Origin of the sequence: Altererythrobacter sp. H2, assembly GCF_035319885.1 — a bacterium.
Lineage (GTDB): Bacteria > Pseudomonadota > Alphaproteobacteria > Sphingomonadales > Sphingomonadaceae > 34-65-8.
Genome location: NZ_CP141285.1, coordinates 1,755,103 through 1,770,892, shown reverse-complemented (window position 1 = coordinate 1,770,892; position 15,790 = coordinate 1,755,103). Strand labels below are relative to the sequence as shown.

General features: G+C 65.9%; 15 protein-coding genes. 4 read left to right on the top strand and 11 right to left on the bottom strand.

Features of this window, described 5'->3' with window-relative positions:
• Positions 1-7 precede the first annotated feature (7 nt).
• The 10 genes from U4960_RS08935 to U4960_RS08890 form a co-directional block, all read right to left on the bottom strand.
• Entirely contained in the window at positions 8-1,003 is a 996-nt protein-coding gene (locus tag U4960_RS08935; RefSeq protein ID WP_324260308.1) for an SDR family oxidoreductase, read from the bottom strand.
• Between the two features lie 26 nt (positions 1,004-1,029).
• Positions 1,030-1,536: an AAA family ATPase gene (locus tag U4960_RS08930; RefSeq protein WP_324260307.1), complete on the bottom strand. Its 507-nt coding sequence runs from the start codon at positions 1,534-1,536 to the stop codon at positions 1,030-1,032.
• Positions 1,533-2,048 carry a hypothetical protein gene (locus U4960_RS08925; RefSeq protein ID WP_324260306.1) on the bottom strand — a complete coding sequence of 172 codons (516 nt, stop codon included), beginning with the start codon at positions 2,046-2,048 and terminating at the stop codon, positions 1,533-1,535. The genes U4960_RS08930 and U4960_RS08925 overlap by 4 nt, the downstream gene beginning before the upstream one ends.
• 3 nt (positions 2,049-2,051) lie before the next feature.
• Positions 2,052-2,621: an aminoacyl-tRNA hydrolase gene (gene pth / locus U4960_RS08920; RefSeq protein WP_324260305.1), complete on the bottom strand. Its 570-nt coding sequence runs from the start codon at positions 2,619-2,621 to the stop codon at positions 2,052-2,054.
• A gap of 92 nt (positions 2,622-2,713) precedes the next feature.
• On the bottom strand, positions 2,714-3,343 hold the full coding sequence (locus U4960_RS08915; protein WP_324260304.1) for a 50S ribosomal protein L25/general stress protein Ctc: 630 nt from the start codon (positions 3,341-3,343) through the stop codon (positions 2,714-2,716).
• A gap of 117 nt (positions 3,344-3,460) precedes the next feature.
• A complete protein-coding gene (locus U4960_RS08910; RefSeq protein WP_324260303.1) occupies positions 3,461-4,342 on the bottom strand; it encodes a TraB/GumN family protein in 882 nt (293 codons plus the stop codon).
• Complete coding sequence (locus tag U4960_RS08905) at positions 4,339-5,262, bottom strand: TraB/GumN family protein (RefSeq protein ID WP_324260302.1); 924 nt, start codon at positions 5,260-5,262, stop codon at positions 4,339-4,341. The genes U4960_RS08910 and U4960_RS08905 overlap by 4 nt, the downstream gene beginning before the upstream one ends.
• 42 nt (positions 5,263-5,304) lie before the next feature.
• Entirely contained in the window at positions 5,305-5,736 is a 432-nt protein-coding gene (locus U4960_RS08900) for a hypothetical protein (RefSeq protein WP_324260301.1), read from the bottom strand.
• On the bottom strand, positions 5,723-5,917 hold the full coding sequence (locus tag U4960_RS08895; RefSeq protein WP_324260300.1) for a helix-turn-helix transcriptional regulator: 195 nt from the start codon (positions 5,915-5,917) through the stop codon (positions 5,723-5,725). The genes U4960_RS08900 and U4960_RS08895 overlap by 14 nt, the downstream gene beginning before the upstream one ends.
• Positions 5,914-6,357, bottom strand: coding sequence for a hypothetical protein (locus U4960_RS08890; protein WP_324260299.1), 444 nt, complete (start codon positions 6,355-6,357; stop codon positions 5,914-5,916). The genes U4960_RS08895 and U4960_RS08890 overlap by 4 nt, the downstream gene beginning before the upstream one ends.
• Positions 6,358-6,542: 185 nt before the next feature.
• Between U4960_RS08890 and U4960_RS08885 the strand changes: the two genes are divergently transcribed.
• The 4 genes from U4960_RS08885 (at position 6,543) to ppdK (ending at position 14,993) form a co-directional block, all read left to right on the top strand.
• Complete coding sequence (locus U4960_RS08885) at positions 6,543-8,651, top strand: molybdopterin oxidoreductase family protein (protein WP_324260298.1); 2,109 nt, start codon at positions 6,543-6,545, stop codon at positions 8,649-8,651.
• Between the two features lie 42 nt (positions 8,652-8,693).
• Positions 8,694-9,617: a glycine--tRNA ligase subunit alpha gene (locus tag U4960_RS08880; RefSeq protein WP_416379060.1), complete on the top strand. Its 924-nt coding sequence runs from the start codon at positions 8,694-8,696 to the stop codon at positions 9,615-9,617.
• Positions 9,614-12,193 (top strand): glycine--tRNA ligase subunit beta, encoded by a 2,580-nt coding sequence (gene glyS / locus U4960_RS08875; protein WP_324260296.1) that lies wholly within the window; start codon positions 9,614-9,616, stop codon positions 12,191-12,193. The genes U4960_RS08880 and glyS overlap by 4 nt, the downstream gene beginning before the upstream one ends.
• Positions 12,194-12,326: 133 nt before the next feature.
• Positions 12,327-14,993 carry a pyruvate, phosphate dikinase gene (ppdK, locus tag U4960_RS08870; RefSeq protein WP_324260295.1) on the top strand — a complete coding sequence of 889 codons (2,667 nt, stop codon included), beginning with the start codon at positions 12,327-12,329 and terminating at the stop codon, positions 14,991-14,993.
• On the opposite strand, the gene U4960_RS08865 is transcribed toward ppdK, so the two are convergent.
• Positions 14,990-15,745, bottom strand: a complete 756-nt coding sequence (locus tag U4960_RS08865) for a methyltransferase domain-containing protein (RefSeq protein WP_324260294.1) — start codon at positions 15,743-15,745, stop codon at positions 14,990-14,992. The genes ppdK and U4960_RS08865 overlap by 4 nt on opposite strands.
• Between the last annotated feature and the right edge of the window lie 45 nt (positions 15,746-15,790).

The following is a 15,790-nucleotide window of genomic DNA, read 5'->3' as shown; positions in this document are numbered from 1 at the left end:
ACGCCAGTCAGACGTTATGCACCGCGCGCACCAACGGCCCAAGGGTGGGCGAGCGGCCAAGCCATTCGACCTGGGTTTTTGCGCTCACATCGTTGATCGCGACCTGCGGCTTGGGGCCAGGGTGGACAGGGACGCGCAAGGGGCGGGTTCCGGCGGGCAGGGCGATGATCCGGGCAATCTCGCGCGGCACGTCCATCGGGTCGGCGCTGCGTCCGGAGCCGTCTTCCACGCCCATCCGCGCGACCTGCTCCGGATAGCCGGCCGCGTGCGCCGCTTCCGCGCGCGCTTTCAGCGCAGAGGAATAGGCGTTGCGATTGACCCATACGTCGGTCGGATAACCCCCGGGCTGGATGATCGTGACATCGATCCCGTGCGGCACAAGTTCGTAAGCAAGCTGTTCGCTCATCGCCTCCAGCGCAAACTTTGTGGCGGAATAATGGCCAGAATATGGCGCAATTACGCGCCCGAGCTGGCTTGATATCTGGAACAGTTGGCCGGACTTGCGCGTCCGCATTCCGGGCAGGACTGCGCGCGCCATGCGGTGGCAGCCGAACACGTTGGTATCGAAGATCAGCCGGGTCGCCTCCATGTCCTGCACCTCAACCGGGCTGGTGATGCCGATCCCGGCATTGTTGACCAGCACATCGAGCGGGCCGCCGTTGATCCGTTCGGCCTCGGCCACCCCGGGGGCAACCTGTTCGTCCGACAGGACATCGATTTCGATCAGGTGGATATCGAGTCTGTCCGCTGCGGCCAGTGCGCGCAGTTCCTCGCCTTCCGGGCGAGGGAGGCCGCGCATGGTGGCGAAAACCCGGGCACCGCGGCGGGCGAAATACTCGGCCCCGAGCCTCCCGAAACCGGACGAGGAGCCCGTGATCAGGATCGCCTTGCCCGTGAGGTCGGGTTCGCCGGTAGCAGCGCGCAAAGGGGCCGCAGAGGTGGCGGCAAGGGCGGAAGCGGCGGCAGCACCGGCAAGCAGGCTGCGGCGGTCAAGCTGGGGCATGGGGAAATCCTCGGCTGCTGATGGGATCAGCCGAGGTTATGCAGCTTTCGCCAATGCGCAAGCTCTCGCGGGTGTTTCAGGCGCACAACCTTGCCAAGCCAGGGGGAAATGGCTGCTTCGGTGCGGGGACGCGGGCCGAGGTTCCAGTTGACCACGTAGAGGAAGAACGCGAGGTCGAACCGTTCAGGGCAATCCTGCGGCATGTCGGGGCGGGACCGGCCGCGATGGGTCCAGATGCGGCGAACCAGCCGCCACAGGCACAGCGTGATCGGGAAATCGAGGTAGAGCACGGTATCCGCCCGTTCGAGCCGAGGCCCCAGCGTGCTGCCGTAATTGCCCTCGATCAGCCAGCGTTCGCCCGCGACGGCCTCACCGATCCGGCGATGCAGTTCGGGCTTTTCCGTCTCGATCCAGCCGGGCTGCCAGCCGAGCTGGTCCATGTGGACCAGCGGCAGGCCCATGCGCGGCGCCAGTTCGCGGGCGAGGGTGCTCTTGCCCGAACCGCAGGGGCCGATGATGAGGACGCGGTTCATTCGGCGCTCGCTTCCGCCTGCTGGCGCCTCAGCGCCTCACGCCATTTGCGCTTGAGGTAAGCGGCCAGCTCTGTCGGGTGTTTCTCCATCGGGGTGGGGATCTGATAGCCTGCCAACCATAAGCGGTGCCAGTGGCGGCGGGGCAAGCGCGATCCATCTACCTCGATCAGCACGTGATAACCGATGCCCCTGGGGTTGTGGACTCTCGATATGCGGGTGATTTCCCGCCAGCTTATGTCGTGGGTCCAGAGATTACCGACCAGACGCAATGATCGGCTGTCGATCTCCAGGCGAAAGGTGCACAGAAGATTCAGCATCAGGACGCCAGCGAACAGGAAAACGCCGGCGCCAGCGATGATGATGGGGCCTTTCCACCACCCGCCCGGCTCGTTCAGCAGATCAATCCCGGCCGATCCCATGGCAACGCCGATTGGTGGAAGGAACAGGAGCGGAAAGACGAAGAGCAGATGCCCCCACCAGCGCATCCTGATGACAGTCACCTTGCCGCTCACGCCTCACCCCTGCATCCGCAGCGCATATTCGTTCATGAAGCGCGCGTCGTCGCCTTTGGCGAGCCATTCCGCCTCCGCGCCGATGGCGCCGAGCATGGCGGCAAGGTCGTCCATTTCCGCCTTGGCGTAGTTGCCCAGCACATGGCCGGTGACCCGGTCCTTGTGCCCCGGATGCCCGATCCCGATCCGCACGCGGCGGAAGTCAGGACCCAGATGCTGGTTGATGCTGCGCAGCCCGTTGTGCCCGGCCAGCCCGCCGCCGACGCGCACCTTGACCCGAAACGGATCGAGGTCGAGTTCGTCATGGAACACGGTCAGCGCGTCCGGTTCCAGCTTGTAGAAGCGCAGCGCCTCGGCCACCGCGCGGCCGCTCTCGTTCATGAAGGTGGCGGGCTTGAGCAGCAGCACCTTGTGCGTGCCGATCCGCCCTTCCTGGGTCCAGCCGGAAAACTTCTTCTGCACCGGGCCGAAGCCATGCATCTCCGCGATCACGTCGCAGACCATGAAGCCGATGTTGTGCCGGTGCATCGCATATTGCGGACCGGGGTTCCCGAGGCCTGCCCAGATTTGCATGGGTCCGCTCCTAGCTGTGCCCCGGCCAAAAGAAAACGCCGGTTCCGCGAGGGGAACCGGCGCTTTCGCTATCTGTCAAAACGGTGAGGCTATCAGCCTTCCGCTTCGGCCTCAGCTTCGCCTTCAGCGGCTGCCGCACCTTCAGCCCGCTTGAGCGCCGAGGGGGCGACCAGCGTGGCGATGGTGAAATCGCGGTCGGTGATGGCGCTGAGCGAACCTTCGGGAAGGGTCACTTCGCTGATGTGGATCGAATCGCCCACGTCCTTGCCGGTCACATCGATGGTGACTTCGGACGGGATGCGGTTGGCATCGCACACCAGTTCAAGTTCGTGACGGACGATGTTGAGCACGCCGCCCTTCTTGAGGCCGGGGCTGGCTTCTTCGTTGATGAACACGACCGGGACCTGCACGTCGACCTTCGAGTCCTTGTTCAGGCGCAGGAAGTCGACATGGAGCGGACGGTCGTTGACCGGGTGCTGCGCCACATCCTTGGGAAGGGTGTTGATGCGCTTGCCGCCGATTTCGATCGTGACGATCGAGTTCATGAAATGCCCGGTCATCATTTGCCGGAACAGTTCCTTGCCCTCGACATGAATCAGGATGGGTTCTTCCTTGCCGCCATAGATAACGGCGGGAACGCGGCCTTCGCGACGCAGTGCACGGGAGGCTCCCTTGCCAGCCCGTTCGCGCGTCTCGGCCGGCAGGGTCAGAGCGTCGCTCATGGGTCTTGCCTTTCGGATTGCATTGATTGTGCCTGTCTCGGTCCGCCACGCCTCCAGGGATGACCATGGCGCCGAAGGGCGGCCCTATAGCGGGCGCAGGGGGAAATGCAAGCGCGCTTACCGCAAGGCGCGGACAGTGAAGCCGCGCGCTTCGAGCAGGGCCGCCAGCCCGTCAGGCCCGGGCAGGTGCCCGGCGCCGACCGCGACGAGAACCGTGGGCGTATCATCCAGCATGGCGGCAATCCGGGGTGCCCAGGCTGCATTGCGCCGGGTCAGCAAGGTCTCGCGCAGCTCGGGATCGGCCAGCAAGGCGGACTGACCGGGGTCGATCACCTGCTCGATATCGCCCGCCAGCCAGGCCCGGGCAAGATGGCCGGGATCGTCCTGCCAGCGCATGTGATCTTTAACCAGTGCAGCCAGCATGTCGCGCTGGTCCTGTTCGGGCAGGGTGTCGAACAGGGCAAACTGAGCCGACAGGCCCTCCAGCTCCACCACCTCACGCCCGCGGAACTGGCGCAGCAGAGCCCGGTCGATCCCGTTGGCACTGTCACCGTGGCGCAATGACTGGGCCAGCATCAGCGCCGCAGCCCAGGTGTCGACCTTGCGCAGCTCTTCCTCACTCCACCCGCTCCGGTCGATCAGCTCGGCCAGGGCAGGGCGGATATCGGCGGAAACCCGGTCGAGGATATGGGGTTGGCCTTGCGCAGCCGCCCTTGCGTTGAACAAGGCGGTTGCCCCAGCGCGGTCTTCCAGGTTGGCAATCTCGACCACCAGCAGGTCCGCTTCAGTGACTGCCCGCTCGATCGCGGGCGTTTGCCATTCGGTGTCGTCCGGCAGCGCGTGGATGGTGCCGAACAGCCAGCCCTCCACCGATCCGTCTGCCGAAGCCAATTCGTAGAGGATCGGGGAGGGCGGCGGCGCGTCAGGGTCCGGCTTGCCGCAGGCTGACAGCAGCAACGCTGCCATCAGCCCGAAAGCAAGCCGAAGTGCCCCGGTCATTGCACCCGCGCGGTGGTGATGCCGCGCTGGGCGAGCAGATCCTGCACGCTGCGCTCACCGGCAAGGTGGCCTGCGCCGACCGCCATGAAGACCGTGCCCGGCGCATCGAGGCGGGTGTCGATCCATTCGGCCCAGTTGGCATTGCGCGAATAGAGCAGTGCTTCGGCAACTGCGGGATCGCCCATTTCCTCGTTCATGATCGCGGCCAGGCCGGCATCGTCGCCTTCGGCCCACTTGGCCACCATGGTGTCGAGCGTCGGCACGATATCGCCAGCTGTGGACGCAGCGGCAATCAGGAACTCGATCTGGGTTTCCTGCGGCATGCCGTCAAACATCCCGAGCTGGAAGGCGATCGTTTCGAGCGAGCCGGTGGCCTTTTCCGGGCCCGCCAGCTTCATCAGCTGCTTCTCGACCCCGGCGTCAAGCGTATAGCCTTGCTGGAGCAGCGGAATGACGGTCAGCGTAAGCCCGGCCATCCACGGCTTGAACGCATCGAACGCGGGTGCCGGAATGCTCAGCTTGGCGAGTGCCGCTTCATAGGCGGCCTTGTCTTCCTCGCTGAGCAGGGCGCGCAGGTTGCCGCCTTGGCCCAGCATGCCCTTCTGCATCGCCATCTGCTGCATTTCGGCATCCGCCTGCGGGCCCATCGGGATCTCGGTGACCAGCACATCCGAAGCGGCGAGCGCATCGCTGACGGAGCCGGTGAACCATTCGATGCCTTCTGGCAGGATGTGGACCGTGCCGAAGAGGTAGATCGTGGTATCTTCATCAGCCACTTTCCAGAGGGCAGGCTTGGCCTTGACCGCAGCTTTCGGTGCGGCTGCCGGAGCAGCTTCGGTAGCCTCGGCAAAGGCGGGCGCACCGAGGAACAGGGTGACGGTTGCAGTACCAAGGGCGAGGGTGGACAAGAGTTTCTTCATGGTCGGTTCCTTTGGTTTGGGGAGTGTATCAGCGTCGAAGGGTCAGCGTAATCCGGCCTTGCGGGCCAGGTAGGCGATTGTTGTGGCAATCAGGGTGGCGGCCATGACCGCGTACTGGTCCGGCTCCGAAGCCAGGCCGACATCGTGAAACAGGTACCACGATCCGAACACGACGATGTAGGTGTAGAGCCCGATGGTGCTGGCCCAGAGGTTATCGAGCAGGTCCAGTTCGTCGATCCGGCGGAAGTAATCGCGGGTGAACCAGGCAAATCCCAGGATGACGACGGCCCAGAGCGCGATCAGCAGGCCACCGGGCAGGATACCCTCGGCAACAAAGGCTGCGGCCACGCCGCTCATCATGCCGGCGACGAAGCCGGCGAGCAGGGCGAGAGCCACATAGCGGAAGAAGGCCGAGCGGCGGGCCTTGAGCCGTGCTTCACCGCTCACAGGCGCGGCAGTATCATTCACCGTCATTAAAAATCTCCTCGATTGGCATGTCGAACAGCCGCGCGATGCGGAAGGCGAGCGGCAGGGATGGGTCGTGCTTGCCGGTCTCGATGGCGTTGACCGCCTGGCGGGACACATCGAGACGACCGGCCAGCTCTGCCTGGCTCCAGTCGCGCTCGGCGCGCAGCACTTTGAGTCGGTTGTTCATTCCGGTCCTCCTGCCGCCCACCGGTCGCGCAGGTAAGAGTAGGCGTAGCCGAGGTGGAACAGCAGGGTGAGGATCATCGCCAGCAGGAGGGCATCCTGCGCAAGTACGGCCAGGCCGGGGATCCAGCGGGCTGCCAACGCTGTCTCGGTCTGAGCCCACAGCAGCAAAAGAAGGGTGCCGAGCCCGAGCGCCATCAAGCGCAGGCCGGAGCTGGTAAGCTGGTTGTAGTAGTCGTCGGTTCGACCTTGGATGCCGGCAACGACAAGTGCGCCAACCATTCCGCCGACAAGCCAGCCCAGCATGATCGTCGCTATGCCGTTGATATGCAGGAACAGCGCCGCGATGTTACCGATTCCGCTGAGCAAGGTCAGTGCGTAGACCCGCTCGCGCTGGTCCTGCCGCGCTTTCTCGGCGTCGCGATAATTCGGATTGTAAGCCATTACTGTTGCCCTCGCCAAACGGACCAATCGGCCGGCCAAGTGCCGGATGTCAGGTTTCCCTTACTTAATGTCGTGATTCGCTGACTATGTCAACACTACCTTACAAAAAGTCGCACCTGTCTGACACCAAGCCCGGTAGCGCGGCCTGTTCTGGTCTGGTATCGCGGGGGCAGGGAGAGCAAGCCATGACCACGATCCACACCACGATCCATCGGCGCACTTGCCATATCTGCGAGGCCAATTGCGGCGTGCTGGTGGAGCTTGACGGGCGCAAGGTCGTGTCGATCAAGGGTAACCCCGATCACGTGCTCAGCCGCGGGCACATTTGCCCCAAGGCGACCGCGATTGCCGACCTGCAGGATGATCCCGACCGGCTGCGCCGCCCGGTCAAGCGGGTCGGCGACACCTGGCAGGAACTCGATTGGGAGACGGCCTTTCGGGAAATCGCCGCCAGGGTGGTGGCGCTGCAGAACGACGGTGCCCGCGCGGCGTTCTATCGCGGTAATCCCGGCGCGCATGACTACGCCCTGTCGACCCAGTCAGGCTATCTCCAGCGGGCGGTCGGGGCGCGGGGGACGTTCTCCGCCTCCACCCTCGACCAGATCCCGCACCATTATGTGCAATACGAAATGTACGGCCACGTCAGCCTTGCGGCGGTGCCTGACATTGACCGGTCGCAGCTGATCGTGATCGTCGGGGGCAATCCGATGGCATCGAACGGCAGCCTGTGGACCGTGCCCGATTTCAGGAACCGGGTGAAGGAAATGCAGGCGCGCGGGGGCAGGCTGGTGGTGGTCGATCCGCGCCGGACCGAGACCGCCAAGGAGGCCGACCAATGGGTGCCGGTGCGCCCGGCGACCGACACCGCATTGCTGCTCGGCATTCTCCAGTGCGTTCTGGCAGAGGGTGACACGCTGCGTCCTGGCCTCGCTGAACTGGTTGATGCCAGCTGGGCACGGGTCAAGCCGCTGGTCGACGGGTTCGACCTCGACCGCCTCTCGGCACATTGCGGCGTCCCGGTCGACACAATCCGCGCACTGGCGGCAGAGCTCAGTGGCGAGAAGACGGCGATCTACGGCCGGATGGGCGTCTCGGTGTGCGAATTTGGTGCGCTCAACCAGTGGCTGATCCAGCTGATCAACCTCGCCACCGGCAACCTGGACCGCGAAGGCGGCACGATGTTCCCGCAGCCACTGCTCGACCTCGTCGGGCAGGTCGGGCGCGGGGGCGTGAAGACGGTGGAAACCGCGCGCGGCACTTTGCCTTCGGTCATGGGCGAAATCCCGACCATCGCCTTTGCCGACGAGCTGACCCGGCAGGATGACCAGCGCATCCGCACCCTGTTCGTGATCGCCGGCAACCCGGTTCTGTCTGCGCCGCATGGCACCCGGACCGAAGCCGCGCTCGCCGGCCTCGACCTGATGGTGGCGATGGACATGCATGTGACCGAGACCAGCCGCCACGCGCATTACATCCTGCCCCCGTGCGGCCCGCTGGAGAAGGACCACTTCTCGTTCTTTTTCGGCCCGCTGGCGGTGCGCAACTTCGGCGCCTATTCCGCCCCCACCTTGCCGATGGAGGAAGGCGCGAAGGCCGATTGGGAAATCGCCAGCGAGCTCGCCGCCGCAATTTTCGAAGCGCGGGGCAAGGGCGTGCCCAACTTCGAAACCCCGCGCGAACGGCTCGACGCAATGCTGCGCGCCTCGCCTGCGGGGATGACGCTGGCCGAAGTCGAACAGCGTCATGACGGGGTCGACCTCGGCCCGCTGCAACCCTGCCTCAAGGACCGGCTGCTGACGGACAACCGCCTGCTCCACGCGGCACCCGATGATCTGCTGGAGGAGGCGGCACGGTTCGCCATGACGCTCGATGCGACGCCGTCCGACGCGCTGAGCCTGATCGGTCGGCGGCACGTGCGCTCCAACAACTCGTGGCTCCACAACAGCCAGCGCCTGGTCAAGGGACCGGACCGGTGCACCCTGATGATCCACCCTGACGATGCCGCCGCGCGAGGGCTGGCGGATGGCGACCTCGCCCGGGTGGCCAGCCGGGTCGGCGCGGTCGAGGTCGCGGTGGAGGTGACGCAGGACGTCATGCCCGGCGTGGTCAGCCTGCCGCACGGGTGGGGACATAACCGCGCCGGGGTCAGCTGGCAGACCGCCGCGGCCCATGCCGGTGTCTCGCTCAACGACCTGACCGATCCGGAACGCTATTGCCGCCTGTCGGGCAATGCGGTGCTTAACGGCACTCCGGTGACCGTTGCGCGGGCGGAGGAAGCCGTCGCCGCCGAGTAGGGTCCGCCCGCTCCGGCATTGACCCTTTCCGGGGCTTGGGCCATGGCGCGCGCCATGTTCACGCCGCCACCTCGCGACCCGTCGAAGTCCTTCCAGGACATGATCCTTGCCCTCCATGACTACTGGAGCGCGCAGGGCTGCCTGATCCTCCAGCCCTATGACATGCGGATGGGGGCGGGCACGTTCCACACCGCCACCACCCTGCGCGCGCTGGGGCCGGAGCCGTGGAACGCCGCCTTCGTCCAGCCCTGCCGCCGCCCGACCGACGGGCGCTATGGCGAGAACCCCAACCGGCTGCAGCACTATTACCAGTACCAGGTGATCCTGAAGCCGAGCCCGGCCGATATCCAGGACCTCTATCTCGAAAGCCTCGGCGTGATCGGGATCGATCCGCTCAAGCACGACATCCGCTTCGTCGAGGATGACTGGGAAAGCCCCACACTGGGCGCCTGGGGGCTGGGATGGGAGGTCTGGTGCGACGGGATGGAAGTGACCCAGTTCACCTATTTCCAGCAGATGGGCGGGTTCGATTGCAAGCCGGTGGCAGGCGAGCTGACTTACGGCCTCGAACGCCTCGCGATGTACATCCAGGGCGTCGACAACGTCTATGACCTCGCGTTCAACACGCAGGGCGTCAGCTACGGCGAGGTGTTCCTCGAGAACGAGCGCCAGATGTCGAAATGGAACTTCGAGGTGGCGGATACCGATACCCTGTTCGAGGGCTTCCGCCGGGCCGAGGCCGAATGCCAGCGCTCGCTTGCAGCCAACGTCCCGATCGCTGCCTACGAGCAGGCGATCGAGGCCAGCCACCTGTTCAACCTGCTCCAGGCGCGCGGCGTGATCAGCGTGCAGGAGCGCGCCAGCTACATGGGCCGGGTGCGCGATCTCGCCCGCGGCAGCTGCGAGGCGCACATGGCCAAGGAAGCGCCGCGCTGGGCCGAAACCTATCCGGAGTGGGTCAAGTGACAGACTTCCTGCTTGAACTTCGCTCCGAAGAAATCCCCGCCCGGATGCAGGCAGGTGCGCGGGCAGAACTGGAAAAGCTGTTCCGCCGCGAGATGAACGCCGCCGGCGTTGCCGTGGGTGACCTCACCGTCTGGTCGACCCCGCGCCGCCTCGCACTGATCGCACGCGGCCTGCCGCTGGCGACCGAAGCGGTCAGCGAGGAAGCCAAGGGGCCGCCGGTCGGTGCGCCCGATGCGGCGGTGGAGGGGTTCTGCAAGAAGAACGGCGTCACCCGCGATCAGCTGGAGGCGCGCGACGTGAAGGGCCGCGCAACCTGGTTCGCGGTGATCGACAAGCCCGGCCGCAAGACCAGCGATGTGCTCGCCGCAGCGATCCCCTTGATCGTGCGCGATTTCTCCTGGCCCAAGTCGATGCGCTGGGGCGCAGCCTCGGTCAGCACGGAAAGCCCTCGCTGGGTCCGCCCGCTGTCCGGCATCGTCGCCATCTTCGGCGAGGATCTGGTGGAGTGTGAAGTCGGCGATGTGCGTTCGGGCTATGCCACGCTCGGCCACAGGTTCCACTGCCCGGGCGAGATCACCATCGGTTCGGCCGGCGACTATCAGGAAAAGCTGCGCGCCTGCCACGTGATCGTGGACCACGCTGAACGGCAGGACATGATCCGCGCCGGTGCCGCCAGCGCCGCTGCCGAGGCCGGGCTGACACTGGTCGCGGACGAGGGGCTGGTGATCGAGAACGCCGGGCTGACCGAATGGCCAGTGCCGCTGCTCGGCCGGTTCGACGAGGCGTTCCTCGACGTGCCGCCCGAAGTGATCCAGCTCACCGCGCGGGTGAACCAGAAGTATTTCGTGTGCACAAAGCCCTCTCCCCTTCAGGGGAGAGGGTTGGGAGAGGGGGACGGACATGACCGTTCCGCCATTCCCCTCTCCCCGACACTCTCCCCTGAAGGGGAGAGGGAGTCATTGGCCAACGCCTTCGTCTGCACCGCGAATATCACCGCAGAGGATGGCGGGGCGGCGCTGGTCGATGGCAACCGCAAGGTGCTGGCCGCGCGGCTTTCCGATGCGCGGTTCTTCTGGGAGCAGGACCGCAAGACGCCGCTGGCCGAACACGCGAAGAAGCTCGAACGGATTACCTTCCACGAGAAGCTGGGCACCGTGGCCGACAAGGTGGAGCGGGTGGCCAAGCTGGCGCGCTGGCTGTGCGAGGAGGGGATAATCCTCCCCGAAACGGGGAGGGGGACCAGCGAAGCTGGTGGAGGGGCACCCTCCGCGAGGCAGACGGTGCCCCTCCACCATCCTGCGGATGGTCCCCCTCCCCCGGTGGGGGAGGAACGTGCGCGCCTCGCCGACCTCGCCGAACAGGCCGCACGGCTGTGCAAGGCCGACCTCGTCACCGACATGGTCGGCGAATTCCCCGAACTGCAAGGCCTGATGGGCGGCTATTACGCCCGCGCCGAGGGTCTGCCCGATGCCGTGACCGACGCAATCCGCGATCACTACAAGCCGGTCGGGCAGGGCGACGAAGTGCCGACTGCGCCGGTGACGGTGGCGGTGTCGCTGGCGGACAAGCTGGATACGTTAGTCTCATTTTTTGCCGTAGATGAAGTCCCGACCGGATCGAGAGATCCTTTTGCGCTACGTCGCGCGGCTCTCGCCGTTATCAGCACGCTTAGTACGCTAAATCTACGACTGCCACTTGCCCCCGTTATTGCCCTTTGTCTTGACGGTTTGAAGCCACGCGCTGAGGAATTGTGGCGCCACTTCGATGAAGTCGTAGCTCCGACAGAGCGTCAAAATCTGGCTGGCCCCGATGATCTCGTCACTTTCTCGTCAGACCAGCCTTGGTCGGATGTCGTCGCTACCATCAGCACGGCAGGAACCGTAAGAAATGTTCGAATTTCGCAATCGCAAACGGCAATCAGTTTCTGGCTAAATCGGCGGCTGAAGAACTTTGAATCCGCGCAAGGTCAAACGCTCCTCGACTTCTTCGCCGACCGCCTCAAAGTCCAGCAGCGCGAAGCCGGTGTTCGCCACGACCTGATCGATGCGGTCTTCGCGCTCGGCGGTGAGGACGATCTCGTCCGCCTGCTCGCCCGCGTCCATGCGCTGCAGGCTTTCATGACCAGCGAGGACGGCACCAACCTCCTCGCGGGCTACAAGCGGGCCGCCAACATCCTCAAGAAGGAAGACTGGCACGGGCTGGAGGGCGAGATTTCCCGCACCGGCGAGGAAGACCCGCTGGCCATGGTCGATGATCCCGACATGAAGGCGGTGGTCGAGGCCAAGATGGCCGAGCGCCATGCGAAAGAACTTTCCTACACCCCCGAAGCTGCGGAAAAGGCGCTGCTCGACGCACTCGATGCGGCCGAGCCGCAGGCCGGGGCTGCCGTGGCGGCGGAGGATTTCGCCGGGGCCATGGCGGCGCTGGCGAGCCTGCGGGAACCGATCGACCGTTTCTTCGATGAAGTGACAGTAAATGCGGATGAAGAAATCAAACGCACCTCGCGCCTCGCGCTGCTTGCCCGGTTCCGGGATGCGGTGCACAGGGTCGCGGACTTCAGCCGGATCGAAGGGTAACCCCCCCGGGGGGGGGCATACCTGCAAGCCGGGCCCTGCCGGCGCTATAAAAGCGCCAATATTACAGCAGGATATTTGGGTTACTTGAACTTGACACGGTGTCAATTTCGTCAAGCATAAGGGGATCAATCCGGTGCAGACGGTCTATACATTCGGTGGCTCGGCGGATCACTCGGACCCGCGCCAGAAGGACAAGACCGTGGTCGGCGGCAAGGGTGCAAACCTGGCCGAGATGGCCAGCATCGGCCTGCCGGTCCCCCCGGGCTTCACCCTGACGACCGAGGAATGCGTCCGCTACCTGGCCGAAGGCGGGGCTTTCCCTGACAGCCTCCACACTGCCGTTGCCGCTGCGCTCCGGCATATCGAAGCAACCGTGGGCAAGCGGTTCGGTGACAAGGACAACCCCTTGCTCGTCTCGGTCCGCTCCGGCGCCCGCGTCTCGATGCCGGGGATGATGGACACCGTCCTCAACCTGGGCCTCAATGACGAGACGGTGGAAGGCCTCGCTCGCGTCTCCGGCGATCCGCGTTTCGCCTGGGACAGCTACCGCCGTTTCATCCAGATGTACGGCGACGTGGTGCTAGGCATCGATCACGGCCTGTTTGAAGAGGCGCTGGAAATCGCCAAGGAAGACAAGGGCCTCTACGCCGATACTGAGATGGATTCTGAAGACTGGCAGGCGCTGGTCGCGCAGTACAAGGGCATCGTCGCAAGCGAACTGGGCCGGGACTTCCCGCAGGATGTCGATGAGCAGCTGTGGGGCGCGATCCGCGCCGTGTTCGACAGCTGGGACAGCGATCGGGCCAAGGTCTACCGCCGCCTCAACGACATTCCGGGTGACTGGGGCACCGCGGTCAACGTGCAGGCGATGGTGTTCGGCAACATGGGCGAAACCAGCGCCACCGGCGTCGCCTTCACCCGCGATCCCGCCACCGGCGAGCGCGCCTATTACGGCGAGTACCTGATCAACGCCCAGGGGGAAGACGTGGTGGCGGGCATCCGCACCCCGCAGTACCTCACCCGCGCTGCCCGCAAACTGGCCGGGGCCAAGCCGCTGAGCATGGAAGAGGCCATGCCCGATGCCTATGGCGAGCTGGCCCGCGTGTTCGACCTGCTGGAGCGCCACTACCGCGACATGCAGGACATCGAGTTCACCGTTGAACGCGGCCACCTGTGGATGCTGCAGACCCGTTCGGGCAAGCGCACCGCCAGGGCGGCGCTGCGGATGGCGGTCGACATGGTGGGCGAAGGGCTGATCAGCCAGGAAGAGGCGATCCTGCGGGTCGATCCGATGGCGCTTGACCAGCTGCTCCATCCCACGCTCGATCCCGATGCCCCGCGCGAGGTGCTGACCACCGGCCTGCCGGCTTCCCCCGGCGCGGCCAGCGGCAAGATCGTGCTCGATGCCGACACCGCCGAGCTGTGGTCCGGCCGGGGGGAGAAGGTGATCCTGGTCCGGGTCGAGACCAGCCCTGAGGACATTCACGGCATGCACGCCGCAACCGGCATCCTGACCGCGCGCGGCGGGATGACCAGCCACGCGGCCGTGGTGGCGCGCGGCATGGGTCGCCCCTGCGTTTCGGGCGCATCCGCCGTATCGATCGACCTCAAGGCGCGGACGCTGCGGATCGGCTCGCTGGAGATGCGCGAAGGCGACACGATCACGCTCGACGGGGCCAAGGGCCAGGTCATGCGCGGCGAGGTCAAGACGATCGAGCCGGAACTAGCGGGCGACTTCGGCACCCTGATGGAATGGGCCGATGTCCACCGCCGGATGGGCGTGCGGACCAATGCCGAAACCCCCGCCGACTGCCGCATGGCGCGCAGCTTCGGCGCCGAAGGGATCGGCCTGTGCCGGACCGAGCACATGTTCTTCGATGCTTCCCGCATCAGCGCTGTGCGCGAGATGATCCTGGCCGACAGCGAAGCCGGTCGCCGCGCGGCGCTGGCCAAGCTGCTGCCCGAACAGCGCGCCGATTTCCGCGAGATTTTCGAGGTCATGGTTGGCCTGCCGTGCACCATCCGCCTGCTCGACCCGCCGCTGCACGAATTCCTGCCGCACGGCGATGCCGAGTTCGAGGAACTGGCCAATGTCACCGGGCTGGGCGTCGACCACCTCAAGCGCCGCGCGGGCGAGCTGCACGAGTTCAACCCGATGCTGGGCCATCGCGGCTGCCGGCTCGGCATCACCTATCCCGAAATCTACGAAATGCAGGCACGCGCCATTTTCGAGGCTGCCTGCGACGTCGCCGAGGCGAGCGGCGAGGCTCCGGTGCCCGAAGTGATGATCCCGCTGGTCGCCACCCGGCGCGAGCTGGAACTGCTGCGGGCTCTGGTCGACCGGACAGCGCAGGACGTGTTCAGCGAGCGCGGGCGGACCGTGGAGTACCTCGTCGGCACCATGATCGAGCTGCCGCGCGCCGCGCTGATGGCGGGCGAGATTGCCGAGGAAGCGCGGTTCTTCAGCTTCGGCACCAACGACCTGACCCAGACTACCCTGGGCGTGAGCCGGGACGATTCGGCGCGGTTCCTGGGGCCGTACGTCGACAAGGGCATCTTCGCGCGTGACCCGTTCGTCAGCCTCGACATCGAAGGCGTCGGCCAGCTGGTCGAGATGGCGGCGGAGCGGGGCCGGGCGACGCGGGCGGATATCAAGCTGGGCATCTGCGGCGAACATGGCGGCGATCCGGCCAGCATCGCGTTCTGCGAAAAGGTCGGCCTCGATTACGTCAGCGCCTCGCCGTACCGCGTGCCGATTGCAAGGCTGGCAGCAGCGCAGGCTTCGCTGAAAGGCGGCTAGCCCCAGCCGGTCAGCACGATCAACTCGAACGTCTCGGTGACCTTGCCGTCGGCATCGGCGCGGGCCAGGAAGGCGGCGCGGGCCCGGTCCACCGCAGCCTTGCCGAGCGGGGGTGGGGCGGAAGCCAGCGCATTGGTCAGCCCCTGGTCGCGCAGGTCCGCCACCAGCCGGTCGAGCGAGCCATAACGGACCTTGAGCGGGAAGTGGTCTGCCACCTGCCGCCGGAAGCCGGCGCGCTGCATCAGGGCGGCAGCAGCACGGATGTCGATCATCGGGTGCATCCGCGCCGCCGGGCGGTCCGGCTCAGCCTGATACAATGCCTCGCGCAGGGCAGGCAGGCTGCCCGCGCCCAGCAGGCCGATGATGGCCAGCCCGTCCGCCTCCAGCGCGTGGCGGATATGGAGCAGGGCGCCGGGCACGTCATTGACCGTGTCGAGCAGGCCGAGGCTGACGAGCAGGTCATACCGGCCCGGCAGCACGGCCTCCTCGTCCAGCGTCACCGGGCTGGCATAGTCGAGCTGGGGAATGCGGGATTCCAGCAGCCGGGCCGCCTGGGCACTCGGGTCCCCGATCAGCAACCCGGTGCGCGCTTCGTGCCGGATGAAGCCGAGCCGGTCCTCGATTTCCTCGGCGAAGACTTCGAACAGGAACCCGGCAGCGTGGCCTGTTCCCTGCCGCGCGGCCGCACGCTGCCACCGGCTGCGGCGGCGCTCGGGCGAGAAGATCCGGGGGACGGTGACGGGCGGCTGCATCCGTCAATCACTGCCTGCCTTGTCAGCCGCTTGCAAGCAGTCCAG

Coding starts and splice junctions, on each gene's coding strand:
- U4960_RS08890 (WP_324260299.1), bottom strand. CDS start 6,357: ATGGCTTACAATCCGAATTATCGCGACGCCGAGAAAGCGCGGCAGGAC.
- U4960_RS08910 (WP_324260303.1), bottom strand. CDS start 4,342: ATGACCGGGGCACTTCGGCTTGCTTTCGGGCTGATGGCAGCGTTGCTG.
- pth (WP_324260305.1), bottom strand. CDS start 2,621: ATGCAAATCTGGGCAGGCCTCGGGAACCCCGGTCCGCAATATGCGATG.
- U4960_RS08905 (WP_324260302.1), bottom strand. CDS start 5,262: ATGAAGAAACTCTTGTCCACCCTCGCCCTTGGTACTGCAACCGTCACC.
- U4960_RS08865 (WP_324260294.1), bottom strand. CDS start 15,745: ATGCAGCCGCCCGTCACCGTCCCCCGGATCTTCTCGCCCGAGCGCCGC.
- U4960_RS08935 (WP_324260308.1), bottom strand. CDS start 1,003: ATGCCCCAGCTTGACCGCCGCAGCCTGCTTGCCGGTGCTGCCGCCGCT.
- U4960_RS08930 (WP_324260307.1), bottom strand. CDS start 1,536: ATGAACCGCGTCCTCATCATCGGCCCCTGCGGTTCGGGCAAGAGCACC.
- U4960_RS08880 (WP_416379060.1), top strand. CDS start 8,694: ATGGCGCGCGCCATGTTCACGCCGCCACCTCGCGACCCGTCGAAGTCC.
- U4960_RS08895 (WP_324260300.1), bottom strand. CDS start 5,917: ATGAACAACCGACTCAAAGTGCTGCGCGCCGAGCGCGACTGGAGCCAG.
- U4960_RS08885 (WP_324260298.1), top strand. CDS start 6,543: ATGACCACGATCCACACCACGATCCATCGGCGCACTTGCCATATCTGC.
- U4960_RS08915 (WP_324260304.1), bottom strand. CDS start 3,343: ATGAGCGACGCTCTGACCCTGCCGGCCGAGACGCGCGAACGGGCTGGC.
- U4960_RS08900 (WP_324260301.1), bottom strand. CDS start 5,736: ATGACGGTGAATGATACTGCCGCGCCTGTGAGCGGTGAAGCACGGCTC.